The sequence below is a fragment of the Bacillus sp. SA1-12 genome (genome assembly GCF_000981385.1).
GTDB lineage: Bacteria > Bacillota > Bacilli > Bacillales > Bacillaceae > Metabacillus.
In genome coordinates this window covers 14715-31627 of the sequence record NZ_LATZ01000001.1, presented here as the reverse complement: position 1 = coordinate 31627, position 16913 = coordinate 14715, and the positions used below count along the sequence as shown (strand labels likewise).

Genomic DNA, 16913 nt, shown 5'->3' with positions numbered 1-16913 from the left:
TTGTATTATTTTTCTAAAAATTTTCACAATAAAAACTGTTGACTCTTTTACTGTTAATGTTATAATTTTTAACATATTAATGTTAGAAAAGCTAACAATACTGAAGGTGATAAAGATGAAGAAGATTGAAGCGATTATAAGGCCTCAGAAAATTACCGATACAATAAAGGGATTAAAAACAATCGGAATCACTGGATTTACTGTTTCTCAAGTTGTAGGAAGAGGGAAGCAGAAGGATACGAAAGGTGTTTATCGCGGTAAAAATTATCATGTCACCCTCCATCCGAAAATCAAGCTTGAAATTGTTTTGTCAGATCATATGGTTGACAGAACTATCAATACAATTATTTCGACTGCGCAAACTGGGGAAGATGGTGACGGAAAAATATATGTTTATCCTATTCTTGAAGCATATAACATTCGAACAGGTGAACCTGACATAACTATTGATGATCTTTCTGTTAAGGAGGGTGAGTAAGGTGGAGCTGATTCATTTAAATACAGTATGGATTGTCATTGCAGCCGCGATGGTTTTGTTTATGGAAGGCGGCTTTAGCTTATTAGAAGCTGGATTAGTACGAACAAAAAATGCCGTTAACGTAACGATGAAAATTTTTGTAGACTTAACGATCGGCGCTCTTGTATTCTGGATGATCGGATTTGGAATTATGTTTGGTCAAGATGCATTCGGCTTTATTGGGACAAGCCTGTTTGGAAGTCCTGAAAAAATCTCATTAAATATGGAACTTCCAAGCGAAGCATTTGTTCTTTTTCAAATGGGCTTTGCAGTAGCGTGTATATCAATCATATCTGGGGCTGTAGCTGAACGAATGAATTTTAAAGCGTATATTATCACTGCCGCTCTTGTTACACTTATCATTTACCCATTATCTGGACATTGGATTTGGAATAGTGATGGCTGGCTTGCGCAGCTGGGGATGAAAGATTTTGCTGGATCTGCAGCCATTCATGCAGTTGGCGGTTTTGCTGCGTTAGCAATGGCCAAACTATTAGGGGCAAGGAAAGGGAGATTTAACACTGATGGCAGTGTGAATGTATTTGCACCTAGTAATATCCCACTCGCATCGAGTGGAGCTTTTATTTTATGGTTTGGGTGGTTTGCTTTTAACAGCGGAAGTACATTGGATGCGTCAAATGCCTCTTTAGCTTCAATTGCTATTAATACCATGCTTGCAGGAGCTAGCGGGGGAACAGTTACATTATTACTGACAATGAAAAAATTTGGAAAAGCCGATCCGAGTATGACGATTAATGGTGTTTTATCAGGATTAGTAGCGATCACTGCCGGATGTGCCTTTGTAGATCAATGGAGCGCGATTATCATAGGTGGTATTAGTGGAGTTATTGTCATTTACGCAACTCTTTTGATCGACAATATGAAAATTGATGATCCGGTTGGTGCTGTTGCTGTTCATGGTTTTAATGGTGTGTTTGGAACCATTGCTGTTGGGTTATTTGATTCAACAGCAGGATTAATAACAACAGGGCAAGTTTCCTTGTTTGGTGTACAGCTTTTAGGTGCAGTTGTTGTGGCTGTCTGGGGGATAATCGGTGGAGCGGTTATTGGAAAGATAGCGGAAGCAACGGTTGGATTGCGTGCAACAGAAGAAGACGAAGAAGAAGGTCTAGATATGTCCTATCATGGCATCCCTGCCTATAATGAACTAGAACGCTTTACTGATTTACCAACCAGTCTTTATAATTTTGAAGAGTCAACGGGAATTACCATTGCCAAAACTGAGCAGAAAAAAGTTATTGAAAAGGTATTTGTTGATTAAAATTTCAGGGGTAATAGAATTAGACGAGTGCTATTATTACTGAGGCTGACTCCTGGTGGAGTCAGCCTCAGCTCATGTAATAACTATTTTTCAAGAAATCAGGTTTTATTTGCTTTGATTTAATTTACTGTTCCGTCTTGCATATGCAAAGTAAATAATCAATCCAATGCAGATCCAAATGACAAAAGCGACCCATGTAATTGAGGGAAGGCTTGTCATTAAATAAATACATAAAAGTGCGCTGATAGCCGGAAGAACCGGAACAAACGGCACCTTGAAAGCCCGTTTTAACTCAGGGTGTGTTTTTCTAAGGATAATCACGGCTATTGAGATTAACGTAAAGGCGGCTAACGTCCCCATATTTACAAGATGAGCTAATGTTGTTAAATCAACAAAACCTGAAATGATCGCTGCGATACTTCCGGTTATCCAAGTATTTTGAAACGGTGTTTTAAAGGTTGGATGAATTTTAGCAAATCTTTTAGGTAACAAACCATCTCGGCTCATGGCATAAGAAACCCTGACTTGTGCATACATCATAACAAGCAGAACGGTTGTTATCCCTGTGATCGCTCCAACGGAAATAATACCTGCGAGTGAATGTTGACCGACAAACTGCAGGGCAAATGTTACTGGGTCTGCTACATTTAGTTGTGTGTACGGCACCATTCCAGTCAAAATGAGGGAAACAATCATATACAAGGACGTGCAGACTGCTAAAGAAGCAATGATGCCAATCGGTACATCACGCTGTGGGTGCTTGACTTCTTCAGCCGCAGTAGCAACTGCGTCAAATCCAATATAGGCAAAGAAAACAGTGGCTGCACCAGTTAGAATTCCTTCAAAGCCAAATGGTGCAAACGGAGTCCAGTTTTCAGGTTTAACATAAAACATCCCAGCTAAAATAAAAGCAATAATAACCGCTAGTTTTATAAATACCATAATGTTATTAACACGTGTGCTTTCTTTTACACCCTTTGATAATAAAGCTGTAATAAGAAAGATTATGATTACTGCAGGCAGGTTAATGAATCCGCCTTCACCTGATCCGGGAGCTGAAGTAAGGCTTGCAGGAAGCACAACCCCAAACCCTTCAAGAAGCGCTTGGAAATAACCGGACCATCCCGTGGCAACGGCTGCTGTTGCTAGTAAATACTCAAGCATTAAGTCCCATCCGATTAAAAAGGCAAAAATTTCTCCAAGAGTTGCATAGGTGTACGTATAAACACTGCCGGAGATGGGAACGGTTGAAGCGAACTCGGCATAACAGAAGGCGGCCAGAGCGCAGACAATCCCCGATAAAACAAACGAAAGGATTAGTGCAGGTCCTGCTGTTTCTGCTGCTACTACTCCCGTTAAGACAAAAATACCTGTACCAATTATTGCACCAACACCGAGTAAAGTTAAGTCTAATGAACTAAGGGTTCGATTAAGTGATTTTTGTTTACTTTGTTGGATTAGCTGTGAAATTGATTTTTTTCGAAGTAGTGAACTCATAAATCCTCCAAAATGAAAATGTTTAAGTCTTTTCTTTAAAAACGCACAAATTGTAGTATATTGTCGAATATTTCAAATGTCAATACTTATCTGACAATTAACATTAACTTTTTACTATATTTAAATAATAAACATCAAAACGTAAGGTTTTTTGTAAAGCCGCACAATAAGAATTTAATAATTTCTTTAAACCAGAAAAAAAGGAAGTGTACATGTAGTATGCTTCCTTTTTTATTTACTATTATCCCCTTGTCATGAAAGCTAAACCCTATCCTATACTGACCGACAACATTAAGCCGAGGTATGCTGCGAAAATAAAGAGAATACCAAAGCCTAAAGGAATCCAGGCGGATACCTTTTTGTAAAAGCTAATGATGATCAGAGCCAAAAATAATAAGGCTATACAAAGTAAGAGCATTCCATCAAACCCGGTACTAAGGTTAACGGTAAGAGGTGCTGCGATGTCATGGCCGATTATGTATTCAACCCAAAATGCAGCACCTTCCTGAATAACCGTGGCATTTACCTGGTGGGGAGGGGTCAAGGTTCCTAAGACTCCGGTTATAAAAAAGATAATCATGAGAATAACAGTCTCTGCTTGTATCCATTTTTTTGCATCAAACGTTGAATCTTTTTTAGCTTTTCTAGATAAAATTCCATTTACAAATGCAAACATTAACACAGGGATAATACTTAGATGCTTTAATAAAAGCATCTGACCATAAGGCAAAACCCAAGCATTAACATAATCATTTGGCTGAACGACAAAAAACATTAATAAGATTCCTGTTACTGTTGTGATCAAAAATAATACAATTGAGAGCGGGGTGAACCATCGTAAAAAAACTTGCCAGTCTTCAATGTTTTTGGCAATCCACCCAATATGAATCAGAATGCCGACCCATATTGTGATTGTTAAAAAATGAATGGAATGGGAAAGGAGTCCTGGCCCGAAATCAAGTGATGCAGAGTGGCTGGCATAACCAATCGAGATCATCATCAAGAGAAGAAAAAAAGCCTGCAAATATTTTGAACCCTCTACATACATAACCATCCATAAAAAAACAGCAAAGAAACTTCCATAAAGCCAAGAAATACCAACTTGAAATTCGGTAAGAATGGCATATGCACTTAAACTAAATAAACCTTCAGTCGAAAAGTATGAAATGACCTGAAGGACAGGGAAAAATGTGAAAATAATTATACCTAATACGGATAATAGTAAACTGCTTTTAGAAACCTGGATGGTCGGTTTTTTATCCGCTGGTATAAATTTCAATACCACATGGCCTGTTAAATAGGAAAAAAGCATGTATGTTATATATTCAGTAATTGGTATTAATTGGGTCATACCTTACCTCTTTTTACGTAAAAGAATCCAAACTCCAACTAAAAGAAGGATTACTAATACTATGATAGATATTGTGGAAATAATTGAACTGTTATCTGTAACTTCTTCTGTTGCAGTATCTACTTTAGTATTTTCATAAGCTAGTTCGGCCTTATTCTCTTGGCTATCAGACGTTTGGTCACTTTCCTCTGGAGTAATTTCTTGGTTTTCTTCTTCTGGAAGATCTACTGAAAATGAAATATCTCCAGATAAAACATGTCCATCCGTTGAAGCAATCTTCCAGGTTAACGTGTAATTCCCATCTTCTAATGGTTTTGCTAAAGTTCCTACAACTTGTTTATCTCCAACTGTGATCGAATCGAACTGAATATTTTGCTGGTCCTTCATTAATGTTAATGTACTTTGATTTTCTATTTCTCCAGCAAACTCGACTTTAAGTTCGCTCAATTCCTCCGTTATTGTATCTCCTTCACTTGGAGTTGAGGAGGTTAATGTTGTATGTGCGGATGCAATAATTGGCATGGTTAAAATTAGCCCTAATATAAAAATAATTTTCTTCAATATTCTCATCCTAACTGTTTAATATTTTCTTCTTTTACCGTCTCATTTTATCATTAACAGCTTTCTTTTTTATAATGCTTTCTTACAATTTAGCAAACAAATAAGCGTTTGAAAAATTTTTGAAAAAAATGAAAAATTCCTAGGAACTGTGCGAACGCCCTTACGGACAAGAACCTATTTTCATATTGTAGTATTACAACGAAAGAAAGGTATTGTAAATGAGTGAGTTTCAGTGGTGGATTTGCTTTTATCGTTGTACTATTTATCCTGCTAATTATCTTACGAACTGCTTTCGTTGTTACTAAAAATACAGTTATTTTTAGTAAATTTTATTTTTAAGGAGGAATTTCAATGGGCTACGGATATGGTGGCTGGGGCCACGGCTGCGGCGGTTATGGATATGGCGGTTATGGATATGGAAAAGGCTTTGCGTTAATTGTTGTATTGTTCATTCTTTTAATTATTGTTGGAGCGGCTTTCATTGGTTACTAAAAATAAGGAAAGATAAGGGGCTGATTATCAGCCCTTTTTATTTTTGGCTCTGTTTAACTTGCTTGTTGACTTACTCCGGAAAGAGCAAACTTGCTTTGGTGTGTTTTGAAAACCACAGGAAACAATAAAAATCTCCCTGAAAACAACATAATACAAAATCTTTACATTGGCTTCACACTTTCTTTACATTGTGGATTTATATTGTATTTATAAAATGAAAACATAAGAAAGGGGAGAAAAACAATGAAAAACCACATTTCAAAATTATTGATTCTCTTACTATCACTTTTTGTATTAGCCGCTTGCGGTCAAAAATCAAGTCAGACTTCAACTGCAAATCCAAATGGGGGATTATCTGGAGAACTAACAGTCTACACAGCAATAGAAGAAGAATTAGTTCCTCAATACTTAGAGTCATTTAAAGAAAAATATCCTGATGTTGAATTGAATATTGTTAGGGATTCAACCGGGATTATCACAGCTAAGCTTTTATCTGAAGGAAAAAACACACAAGCAGATGTTGTATGGGGACTGGCAGCATCAAGTCTTCTCGCACTTGATCAAAAAGATATGCTTGCTGGATATATACCTAAAGAAAGTGACAAAATTCTTCCTTCTTTCAAGGATTCAAATGAACCTCATAAATGGGTTGGAAACACTGCATTTATGACTGGAGTTGTTGTAAACAAAGAGGAGTTGAAGAAAAAGAATCTGCCAATCCCGCAATCCTACGATGATTTAGTGAAACCAGAGTATAAGGATATGATCGTAATGCCGCATCCTGCTTCATCTGGGACAGGCTTTCTAACGGTATCAGCATGGCTGCAAATGATGGGTGAAGATAAAGGATGGAAATTCATGAACGATTTACATGAAAATGTTGCTACATATACCCATTCTGGTTCAAAACCAGCTAAATTAGCAGCTACAGGTGAATATGCAATCGGCATTTCCTTAGTTTATAGCGGTGTTCAACTCAAGCAAGAGGGAGCACCAGTAGAGGTCATCTTATCTTCTGAAGGTCTTGGTTGGGAAGTTGAAGCTAATGCCTTAATTAATAAAGAAGATTCAAAGAATGAAAAACTAGCAAAAGCCTTTCTTGATTGGGCAATTTCTGATGAAGTTATGAAGAAATACTATGAGGCAAATGGATTCTCTTCGATGAAAAATGATTTTACATTGCCTGAAGAATTCCCAAAAGGTGTAGAAGATAAAATGTTTTCAGATAATGATTTGAATTGGGCAGCTCAAAATCGTGACGCCATCTTAAAAGAGTGGGATTCTCAATTTAATTCTAAGGCTGAACCAAAAGAATAATAATGTAACCTACTGTCAATGTAGGAATGATCACCCCAGTTCTTACATTGACGCTTACTATATATGCATTTTTCATTAAATTTTAAGGAGGAGTGTCCTCATGAAACAACAACCATTTTTAGAAATAAGTCACATTTCAAAAGAATTCAGCTCATTTAAAGCACTTGATAATATTAGTTTTACAATTAATAAAAATGAATTTGTTTGCTTGTTAGGTCCAAGCGGTTGTGGAAAAACGACCTTGTTAAGAATTATTGCTGGATTAGAAACACCTAGCAATGGGTTAATTCGACTGGAAGGTAAGGACTTAACAAGTTTACCTCCAGCAAAACGGGACTTTGGAATTGTCTTTCAATCGTATGCTTTATTTCCAAACTTAACTGCATATCAGAATGTTGAGTATGGCTTGAAAAATAGAAAAATAAAGAAAAAAGAAAGGCAAGATAGAGTGAGAGAAGCACTTGAGATGGTTGACTTATTGCATATACAAGATAAGTATCCGGCACAATTATCAGGAGGACAACAACAGCGCGTTGCGTTGGCAAGAGCAATTGCTTTGTCACCAAAGTTTCTGCTTTTAGATGAGCCTTTGTCTGCACTGGATGCAAAAGTAAGAGACAAGCTGCGTTATGAAATTCGTTCAATTCAAGAAAAAATCGGCATTACCACGATAATGGTTACTCATGATCAAGAGGAAGCATTAACGATGGCAGATAAAATCGTTGTTATGAACAATTCAAAAGTTATGCAAGTAGGCAGCCCGCAGGAAATTTATAATCAGCCGTGCCATCCATTTGTAGCAGATTTTATCGGATCTATAAATATGTGGAAGCCTGAAAAACAAATGTCCGGAAAAAACAGGATTGTTGGGATTCGGCCAGAACATATTCAGCTTTCACATACTGAAGGAGTAAATGCACGAATCGAAAACCTCGAATTTAGAGGGTCGATCTATCGCCTTCAGTTGAGCGTGGAAGACAGTTTATCCTCTTTGAATAATCAAATTATAAAAGCTGATGTTTCGGCGGCAATTATTAGTGAATATAGACTTACGAAAGATGCAAATGTATACATACAATTCCCTGAGCCCCATTTATTAACCTATGAAGAACAGGTGGTTATATAAAATGGATTTAACCTCAGCTACTGTGTTAAGAAGAAGGCTAAAGCAAAAAGATAGTTTAAACGAGAGACTGCAAACATTTTTGATCATCCTTATATTGTTAACCTTCATAGCATTACTAGTTTTACCGTTAAGTGCACTATTTTCACAGACAGTCTTTGATCATCAGGGGAAGTTTGTCGGACTGCAAAATTTTATTGCCTATTTTCAAACTGCTTCACTTGTTACATCATTGCAGAACACTTTATTTATCTCATTAATGACGATGATCATTTCAGTAAGCTTAGCCTTTTTTTATGCGTATTCGCTAACTAGAACTGAAATAGCAGGGAAAACAATTTTCAGGTATTCTGCACTATTACCTTTGTTTGCACCAACTATGATGCATGGAATTGCATTAATGTACTTGTTTGGTAATCAAGGAATTATTACTAATGGATTCTTTGGCTACTTACCAGGCATAGATATTGAGTTATATGGTGCAACAGGCATTATTATCGCAGAAGTGATTTATACCTTTCCGCAAGCCTTTCTAATTTTGTTCATCACACTGCAACAAACAGATTATCGTCTATATGAAGCTGCTGATTCTCTTGGGACAAAAAAAGGTAAGCAATTTCTAACCATCACTTTACCAAGTGCAAAATATGGGCTGATTAGCTCTATGTTTATTGTTTTCACTTTAAGCTTTACGGATTATGGAGCACCTAAAGTAGTAGGCGGACAGTACAATGTGCTTGCAACAGATATTTATAAGCAAGTGGTAGGTCAGCAAAACCTATCAATGGGTGCTGCTGTAGGCGTTCTTTTAATGCTGCCAGCATTGCTTGCTTTTCTAGTTGATCAACTAACACAGCAAAAACAGTCATCCTATTTATCAGCAAAATCAATTCCATATAAAATAGTAAAAAACAAATTAAGAGATCGATTTGCCTTCTTTTATTGCATGATCATCTCAGGATTTTTCTTGCTGATGTTTCTGGCAGTCGTGATCGCGGCTTGTACAAAAATGTGGCCATATAACTTAAGCTTTACACTTGACCACTTCACTTTTACCAGTTTGTCAGGAGATGGATTAATAGCGTTTAAGAATAGTTTAATTGCATCGGCTTTAACAGCAGTATTTGGAACGATTATTACCTTTATTTTTGCTTATGTAATCGAAAAATCAAGAAAACATCAAAGTTTAAGAAAAGTTGGAAACCTTTTTTCTATCATTCCGTTAGCACTGCCAGGATTAGTTATTGGGATAAGCTATATCTTTTTCTTTAGTAAACCTGAATTTTCAATATTTGGCATGACAATTGGGAATCCATTGCACTTCTTATATGGTTCAATTGCGATTATCGTGATCGCGAACATTTTGCATTTCTACTCTGTTGCCTTTGTTACAGCAACAACTGCTTTAAAAAAGTTGGATAAAGAGTTTGAGCTAGTATCAGAATCAATGGGTGTCCCATTTTATAAAACCTTTTTTAGAGTAACAGTTCCGATGTGTATTCCTGCAATACTGGAAATGGGAATGTATTACTTTGTTAATTCAATGGTGACAATTTCAGCTGTTGTATTTTTATACACAGCAGACTTTAAGCTCGCCGCTATTTCAATCGTAAATATGGATGATGCCGGAAATTTGGCATCGGCCGCAGCAATGAGTGTTTTGATTGTTTTAACAAATATTTTAGTTAGAGTCTTGTATGAAATAGCTGTAAAAAGAATGAAATCAAATTCGAAAAATCGCAAGTATCAGGAAGCGGCTTAAGACCGGAAAGGATGAGTGAAATGAATAAAATTGAAGGTATTATTTTTGATTGGGCAGGGACGACAGTTGATTATGGTTGTTTTGCTCCCTTACATGTTTTTCTCAAAGTATTTGAGGACAAAGGTGTCAAGATTACATTAGACGAAGCGAGAAAACCAATGGGATTATTAAAAATCGAACATATTCGGGCAATTATGAAAATGCCTCGAGTAAGACAGGAATGGGAAAAGGTACATGGGGCAGCGCCAACAGATGAGGATGTTCTTGATATGTATCCAAAATTCGAGGAAAAGCTTTTTGAAAGCTTAGAAACTTTTACTACTCCTATACCTGGAGTATTACAAGTTATTGATCAATTACGCAGCAAAGGTCTAAAAATCGGTTCAACAACTGGTTACACAGCAGAAATGATCGAGATTGTTGCAAAAAATGCGAAAGAGAAGGGTTATTCTCCTGATGTAATCGTCACATCTGATCTTGTTAAAGAGGGAAGACCTTATCCTTGGATGTGCTATTACTGTGCAATGGAATTAGGGATATTTCCTATGAAAAAGCTCGTAAAAGTTGGGGATACAACGACAGATATGCAAGAAGGCCGAAATGCGGGTATGTGGACAATTGGAGTTGTGTTAGGCAGCAGTACTCTTGGACTAACAGAAGAAGAGGTTCTTTCAATTGATCCGCAACTTTTGGCAGAAAAAATGGAAACAGCTAGAACAAAATTGTCTGAAGCAGGGGCCCATTTTGTTATAGATTCAATCAATGAGCTGCCTGAATTAATCGAAAAAATAGAAGAGAGCGAACAAGAAGTTCTTGTTTAACCATATGGAGGTCCAGTTATGAAAAATCCATACTTATTATTAACACCAGGTCCATTAAGCACATCTGAGTCTGTAAGGGAAGCAATGAGAAAAGATTGGTGCACATGGGATCATGAATATATGCTTTTAGTTCAAAAAATACGGCAACATTTGGTAAACCTTGCGACACATCAACGCCACGAATATACGTCCGTTTTAATGCAAGGAAGTGGAACGTTCACAGTTGAGTCGGTTATCGGGTCTGTTATTCCGCGCGAACATTCAAAGCTGCTTGTTGCTACAAATGGTGCATATGGAAACCGAATTGCGCAAATGGCAGATATTCTCGGAATTAAGACGGTGATAAGCCGAACAAAGGAGAACGAACCGACAAACCTTTATGAAATCGAACGGTACTTACAAACAGACCCAACAATTACACATGTGGTTGTTGTTCATTGTGAAACAACGACAGGTATTCTAAATCCAGTTGAAGCCGTGTGTAAATTAGCAAAAATATATAACAAAAAAACAATTGTCGATGCAATGAGCAGTTTTGGCGGAATTGAATTGGATGTACATGAATGGAAAATTGATTTCTTAATCAGCAGTGCTAATAAATGTATCCAAGGAGTTCCTGGTTTTGGATTCGTCATTGCCAAAACAGAAGAACTTGAAAAATGTGAAGGGATTTCCCACTCCTTATCACTAGATTTGTATGATCAATGGAAAACAATGGAGGAGACAAATGGGAAGTGGAGATTTACATCACCTACCCATGTGGTAAGAGCCTTTTACCAAGCTCTTATCGAATTAGAAGAAGAGGGCGGAGTGAAAGCAAGGAATAAACGGTATAGTGAAAATCAGACAATCTTAGCTGAAGGAATGAGAGAGTGTGGTTTTACATCATTCGTTATGCAAGAATATCAATCTCCAATCATTACATCCTTTTTATATCCAAATGATGATTTTGAGTTTAATCCTTTTTATCAGCACCTCAAAAAGGAAGGGTTTGTTATTTACCCTGGAAAGGTATCAGAAGTTATGACATTTCGGATTGGAACGATTGGTGAAGTGGATAAAAACGATATCAAGCGCTTGATCAAATCAATTAATAAAATAGAAAAGTTAAAAGGAGAGTCAATAAAATGAAGGTATTTTGTTTAGGAGGTGCAGGGAAAATTGCAAGGGAGGCGGTATTAGATTTAGTAAAGTTTTCAAACTTTGAAAAAATTACAGTTGCAGACTACAATGAAGAAGAAGGCCGCAAAGTTGTGGAGTGTCTCAATGACAGCAGAGTAAACTTTGTCAAAGTTAATGTTCATGACCATCATGATACTGTTGAAAAAATGAAGGGCTATGACATTGTTATGGATGGAACAACAATTACCTTAAATCGCAAAACAACCGCATGTATTGCTGAAGCGGGCTGCCATGGCATCAATTTAAATGGGTTTGGTGAGGAGGATGCTTACCACGAAACATTTAAAAAAAATAGAAAAACATGTTTGCCAGGCTTTGGTATGACTCCGGGCTTAACACAGCTTATGGCCATGCATGCAGCGAATCAACTCGATTCAGTTAAAAGTGTAAGAGTCAGTCACGGCTCCTACCGTCCAATTGCTTTTTCGAAATCAATAACAGAAACGACGACCTATGAATATGACCCTGATTTGCCAGGGAGGATTGTATTTGAAAATGGAAAGTTTGTTCAAGTGCCTCCTTTTGCAAGACCAAGAGAAATTGAGCTGCCAGAGCCTTATGGAAAAGGAGTTCAATATATTATTCCCCATGCTGAGACTAAAACCTTGGCTAAGGCCTTACAACATAAAGGTGTCCGTTTAATTGAAGTGCGCGGTACATGGCCAGAACAAAATATGAGGCTAGTAAGAGCATTATATGAATATGGGATTTTACGTAATGAAAAAATTACGATTAATGGTTCTGAAGTAGGGATTATGGATTGTATTTCACAGTATTTATATGAATCAAAAGAAGGCTCAGAAACAGAGCTCTATGGCTATGCTCTTCACATTGAAGTCATTGGTGAAAAAAATGGTCAAAAAATGAAGCATGTTCTCACCCATACCCATCCTAGATCAGATGGCTCTGTAGAAGGATGGGAAGGCTTGCGTGCTTATACCAGAAATGTAGCGATACCATTTGCAATTGCCACAGATATGATTGCGAACCACAAAGTGGAGAAAACCGGTATCGTTATTCCAGAAGAAGCCTTTATTGAGCCTGAAAGCTTTTTTAAGGAGCTAAAAAAACGTGGTATACTTGTACATGAAAAAATTGATATGTTACAGGAACCCGCTGCAGTTTAATTTTTGTTATTAGGGGGACAGTCATGTCTTTATTAGCTGAGGAAAGAAAAAGGATCATTCTTGGTTTGCTTGAAGAAAATGAAAAAGTAAAGGTTGCTGATCTTGCCGATCAATTTGAAGTTTCAACAGAAACCATCCGCCGTTACTTAGAAGAACTGGAATCAGAGAAGAAACTGAAAAAGGTATATGGCGGTGCCGTGAAAATTGCAAAAGCAAATGAAGAGCCATCGTTATATGAACGAGAAATACTGCGTGTTGAAGAAAAAAAGCGGATTGCACATACAGCATTATCGTTTATAGAAGACGGTGATGTCATTGTAATTGACGAAGGAACTACCACCTACCAAATGGTTAATGGACTTTGTGAGAAAAATGGAATAACTGTCATTACCAATTCATTCCCTGTTTCTTCTTTATTAATCTCACATGCGAACAGGCAATTGTTTAATGGCGAGCTAATTTTCATTGGAGGAAAAGTCCAATTTGATCATTATCGGTCCTCGAGCTCATTATCTGAAAAAATGGCGAAAGAATTTTTTCCTGATAAAGTATTTTTATCTGCTGATGGACTACTGCCAAAGAAAGGCGTTATGAGCTATAATATGGAAAAAACGGTTCTTTCGCAAATCTACCTGGAAAACGCAACGAAGAGCTTTTTGTTACTGGACCATTCAAAGCTTGGTATAAAAGCGAGTTATCGTCTTGCTAGTATACACGAGATTGATTATATATTGAGTGATGTGCCAATGCCAGAAGAATGGACTATAGAAGGAATTTCTGTCGACAAGTGGATCTACTGTGAGTGATGTATTGAATATTTTGCTTTCCATTAGTTGGGTTTAGTCTCTTGTCAAGATTAGAAATAAACGAACCTGTTCTGCTTAAAACAATAGGAAAGGGACTGTCTAAAACTTTGAAACAGTCCCTTTGTGTTACTTAGGAAGTTCTTTTCTCGTTCTCATCAATATGAATTAATGAGTTTCTTTTAATCCAGTATTGAAAGCTGTCCAAAGGAAAGACACCTCTCCTTTTAGAGTTGTTCATCTGGATTACAACACTTTTTCCGGTCACTTCTAAAATTTTTAGCTTATCTGAATTACTGATATTTGGAATAAAGCTTCCTTTTAGTTTAAACTCCATATTATCGTATAGTTCCATGCTAGCTATCCTCCATTTAGAAATATGCATCTTTAAATTTCCCTGATTTTCATAATTTATCCATTTTTTTAGGATTATTTAGGAGGATAACTAAGAATTTGGTACACTATAGATAGTCATGTTTTTATTAAGGGAGGAGTTTTTTCATGACAAAGATGATTGAAACAATCCAGCTAATAAAGGAGCTTGTCGAAATACCAAGTCCCTCAGGCAATACGAACCAGGTGATCACGTTTGTTGAAAACTTTATGAGTCATTTTCAATTTGAGATGAAACGAAACAAAAAAGGAGGCTTAATCGTTACGATTCCTGGTCATGATAAAAGTCAGCACAGAATGCTGACGGCACATGTGGATACATTAGGAGCAATCGTGAAAGATATTAAAACAACAGGCAGATTGATGATTGATCTAATAGGAGGCTTTAATTATAACTCAATTGAAGGTGAATATTGTCAAATAGAAACTGCAAGCGGCAAAATCTATACTGGTACAATTCTGATGCATCAAACATCAGTCCATGTGTATAAAGAATCAGGAAAGCTTGAGCGTAATCAAAAAAATATTGAAGTAAGAATTGATGAAAAAGTACATAATGCAGAGGATGTGCGTCAGCTTGGAATTGAGGTCGGGGAATTTATTTCGTTCTACCCGAGAGTTGAAGTTACACCAAGTGGATTTATAAAATCTCGCCATTTAGATGATAAAGCAAGTGTCGCGCTATTGATGCAGCTTATTAAACGTATTTCTACGGAAAAAGTTACCCTGCCTTATACGACCCATTTCCTTATTTCAAATAATGAAGAAATTGGTTATGGGGGAAATTCAAATATTCCTCCCGAAACGGTTGAATATTTAGCGGTAGATATGGGAGCGATTGGGGATGGGCAAGCAACTGATGAATACACAGTATCCATATGTGCAAAGGATGCAAGTGGACCATATCATTATGGGTTGCGAAAAAAATTAGTACAAATTGCACAAGAAAACAATATCGACTATAAAATAGACATCTACCCGTATTATGGATCAGATGCTTCAGCAGCCATTCGTGCCGGAAATGATATTGTCCACGGACTAATCGGGCCAGGTATAGATTCATCACATGCATTTGAGCGTACCCATGCCTCCTCATTAGAGAATACTGCAAGACTACTGTATTACTATGTACAATCGGAAATGACTTGGTAAGAGGTGAGGCGAGGCAACCCCTTTGAACAACTAAGTAAGAATAAATATTTACTTGGTTTTGGTTAGTTCTTGGTGCCACAAGCATAAGCAGAGGAGGTGCAAGTACAGTTAAGAGATAAGAACAGCCTAGTTTATGATTATGCTTGTCGCAAAATGCTTAGCACCTAAGCGCATTTCTTATCATCGATTGACAAGTTTGTAGGTTAAAAATGTACCTCCCAAAAGCAGGAGTGACAAGAGTAAAACAAGAGGAAAGCCAATGTTATCTGAAATCGTGAAAAGATAGACGATAAGAACAATATCCGTAAAAATTGAGCCGATAAAAAATAATTTTGGTGAACGCATTTTTTTCTCCTTTCTTATCATTATAAACAACAAAGGGTCTGTCCTCTCTTAAAACACGAATATATGGATTAGAATCCTGCATATTGTGTTTATGTGGACTGACCCTTTGTTTAGTTTTGTAAATGTAGATGTGCAAGTGAAGTCAGGGCGAAAACTTCGCATTTTTTGACTGCCAGCATCTCGGGCCTCTAGGTGGTATTGCCAATTTGGAATTGAAGGCAATGAACTCCTTTTCGATTCTAAAACGTCTTCTTTGTCCTAGGTCGAGCAAGGCGCCCAGAGTTTTTGTTCGCCAACACTTTTATTTTACGTAAGCAATAACGCCTTCTTCATCATCAAGAACAAGTTCGAGTGCTGCAGAAAAAGGATCAATTTTCATTACAGTATCAAGCCAAAAGCGTATCGCTTCGATGATATTTGCTGTAATGAGAATTTGTTTGCGGTCATTCACATAGGCTTCAGCGGAAAATCCGTAATCATCATCATACATTAATTCGATTTCTATTTCCTGAGGTGTGATTTGTCTTTTGTGAGCAATGTGTAAACAAAGTGCGTTTACAATGTCCTGCTCAGTTATTTTTATTTTCCCCATACTGTTTCATCCTTATGCTTGCGTTTATTTTTGAAAAAAGTATACAGTTTGCGAATGATAAAAATAACAGCAACAATAGCAAAGATATTGATAAATAAGCCGATAATTGAACCTAAAATACCTAAATTGCTAAGCAATCCGCCAAGTAATAAACCAGCTAGTCCACCTAAAAATAAACCTTTCATAATGCTTCCAGCCTTAGGTTTAGTGGTTGTACTGCTTTTTGTGGCTGTAGATGATTTTTGTTGGGAATCTTCCTTTTTAAAAAGGGAAGGACTATTGGTCGTATTTGAATTTGAATTAAAAGATTTTTTACCAGATTTATAGCCTTTTGCACTTACAGTAGTCACCTGATCACCGATTAAAAAGCCGCTGATAGGTGTGAAAAGCAAAGTAAGTACAAGCAGTGCTGAAAATAGTTTTTTGAACATGGTGCAAATTCCTCCTAATATTCTATGTCATCATGTAATACGTAAAGCAGAGAAAAAGGTTTCAAAAAATCTGCTATTTTTTAAAACTTTTAGTAATACTCATGGTTGATTATAGCACTATTATGATTAGAGAGATAACAGGGAAGTTTATTGGGCTATAAAAAA

At 36.8% G+C, this 16913-nt stretch carries 18 protein-coding genes and 1 pseudogene; 12 read left to right on the top strand and 7 right to left on the bottom strand.

What is annotated here, in order from left to right; translation table 11 throughout:
* Positions 1–115: 115 nt before the first annotated feature.
* Both WQ54_RS00150 and WQ54_RS00145 read left to right on the top strand, forming a co-directional pair.
* Positions 116–478: a P-II family nitrogen regulator gene (locus WQ54_RS00150; RefSeq protein WP_046510461.1), complete on the top strand. Its 363-nt coding sequence runs from the start codon at positions 116–118 to the stop codon at positions 476–478.
* 1 nt (position 479) lies between these two features.
* Complete coding sequence (locus WQ54_RS00145; RefSeq protein WP_197089511.1) at positions 480–1799, top strand: ammonium transporter; 1320 nt, start codon at positions 480–482, stop codon at positions 1797–1799.
* A gap of 105 nt (positions 1800–1904) precedes the next feature.
* Here the strand turns inward: WQ54_RS00145 and WQ54_RS00140 are convergent, their stop codons facing one another.
* The 3 genes from WQ54_RS00140 to WQ54_RS00130 all read right to left on the bottom strand — a co-directional run bounded on the left by WQ54_RS00140 (position 1905) and on the right by WQ54_RS00130 (position 5208).
* A complete protein-coding gene (locus tag WQ54_RS00140; protein ID WP_046510458.1) occupies positions 1905–3296 on the bottom strand; it encodes an amino acid permease in 1392 nt (463 codons plus the stop codon).
* A gap of 268 nt (positions 3297–3564) precedes the next feature.
* Positions 3565–4647 (bottom strand): copper resistance D family protein, encoded by a 1083-nt coding sequence (locus WQ54_RS00135; RefSeq protein WP_046510455.1) that lies wholly within the window; start codon positions 4645–4647, stop codon positions 3565–3567.
* A gap of 3 nt (positions 4648–4650) precedes the next feature.
* Positions 4651–5208, bottom strand: a complete 558-nt coding sequence (locus tag WQ54_RS00130) for a copper resistance protein CopC (protein WP_046510453.1) — start codon at positions 5206–5208, stop codon at positions 4651–4653.
* Between the two features lie 222 nt (positions 5209–5430).
* Between WQ54_RS00130 and WQ54_RS32345 the strand changes: the two genes are divergently transcribed.
* The 9 genes and pseudogenes from WQ54_RS32345 (at position 5431) to WQ54_RS00095 (ending at position 13838) form a co-directional block, all read left to right on the top strand.
* The gene (locus WQ54_RS32345; RefSeq protein WP_084821765.1) at positions 5431–5547 is read left to right on the top strand and encodes a YjcZ family sporulation protein; all 117 of its coding nucleotides are present in this window, start codon (positions 5431–5433) and stop codon (positions 5545–5547) included.
* Between the two features lie 54 nt (positions 5548–5601).
* Positions 5602–5700 (top strand): annotated as a pseudogene (locus WQ54_RS34510) (YjcZ family sporulation protein); the annotation flags it as partial.
* A gap of 243 nt (positions 5701–5943) precedes the next feature.
* Entirely contained in the window at positions 5944–7017 is a 1074-nt protein-coding gene (locus WQ54_RS00125) for a putative 2-aminoethylphosphonate ABC transporter substrate-binding protein (RefSeq protein WP_046510452.1), read from the top strand.
* Between the two features lie 100 nt (positions 7018–7117).
* Positions 7118–8143: a putative 2-aminoethylphosphonate ABC transporter ATP-binding protein gene (locus tag WQ54_RS00120; protein WP_046510449.1), complete on the top strand. Its 1026-nt coding sequence runs from the start codon at positions 7118–7120 to the stop codon at positions 8141–8143.
* Entirely contained in the window at positions 8121–9902 is a 1782-nt protein-coding gene (locus WQ54_RS00115; RefSeq protein WP_046510447.1) for a putative 2-aminoethylphosphonate ABC transporter permease subunit, read from the top strand. Before WQ54_RS00120 ends, WQ54_RS00115 begins: the two co-directional genes overlap by 23 nt.
* A 20-nt stretch (positions 9903–9922) precedes the next feature.
* Positions 9923–10723: a phosphonoacetaldehyde hydrolase gene (gene phnX / locus WQ54_RS00110; RefSeq protein ID WP_046510445.1), complete on the top strand. Its 801-nt coding sequence runs from the start codon at positions 9923–9925 to the stop codon at positions 10721–10723.
* An 18-nt stretch (positions 10724–10741) separates the two neighbouring features.
* Entirely contained in the window at positions 10742–11854 is a 1113-nt protein-coding gene (phnW, locus tag WQ54_RS00105) for a 2-aminoethylphosphonate--pyruvate transaminase (protein WP_046510442.1), read from the top strand.
* The gene (locus WQ54_RS00100; RefSeq protein ID WP_046510440.1) at positions 11851–13032 is read left to right on the top strand and encodes a saccharopine dehydrogenase family protein; all 1182 of its coding nucleotides are present in this window, start codon (positions 11851–11853) and stop codon (positions 13030–13032) included. The genes phnW and WQ54_RS00100 overlap by 4 nt, the downstream gene beginning before the upstream one ends.
* Positions 13033–13055: 23 nt before the next feature.
* Entirely contained in the window at positions 13056–13838 is a 783-nt protein-coding gene (locus WQ54_RS00095; RefSeq protein ID WP_046510438.1) for a DeoR/GlpR family DNA-binding transcription regulator, read from the top strand.
* Between the two features lie 130 nt (positions 13839–13968).
* Here the strand turns inward: WQ54_RS00095 and WQ54_RS00090 are convergent, their stop codons facing one another.
* The gene (locus WQ54_RS00090; protein ID WP_046510436.1) at positions 13969–14190 is read right to left on the bottom strand and encodes a hypothetical protein; all 222 of its coding nucleotides are present in this window, start codon (positions 14188–14190) and stop codon (positions 13969–13971) included.
* Between the two features lie 146 nt (positions 14191–14336).
* On the opposite strand from WQ54_RS00090, the gene WQ54_RS00085 reads away from it, so the two are divergent.
* The gene (locus WQ54_RS00085) at positions 14337–15380 is read left to right on the top strand and encodes a M42 family metallopeptidase (RefSeq protein ID WP_197089509.1); all 1044 of its coding nucleotides are present in this window, start codon (positions 14337–14339) and stop codon (positions 15378–15380) included.
* 180 nt (positions 15381–15560) lie between these two features.
* Here WQ54_RS00085 and WQ54_RS33295 read toward each other — a convergent pair whose 3' ends face one another.
* From WQ54_RS33295 to WQ54_RS00075, 3 genes are all read right to left on the bottom strand, one after another.
* Entirely contained in the window at positions 15561–15725 is a 165-nt protein-coding gene (locus tag WQ54_RS33295; RefSeq protein ID WP_156177590.1) for a hypothetical protein, read from the bottom strand.
* Between the two features lie 301 nt (positions 15726–16026).
* Positions 16027–16317 carry a YxcD family protein gene (locus WQ54_RS00080; RefSeq protein ID WP_046510435.1) on the bottom strand — a complete coding sequence of 97 codons (291 nt, stop codon included), beginning with the start codon at positions 16315–16317 and terminating at the stop codon, positions 16027–16029.
* On the bottom strand, positions 16305–16748 hold the full coding sequence (locus WQ54_RS00075; RefSeq protein WP_046510433.1) for a hypothetical protein: 444 nt from the start codon (positions 16746–16748) through the stop codon (positions 16305–16307). Before WQ54_RS00075 ends, WQ54_RS00080 begins: the two co-directional genes overlap by 13 nt.
* Positions 16749–16913 lie beyond the last annotated feature (165 nt).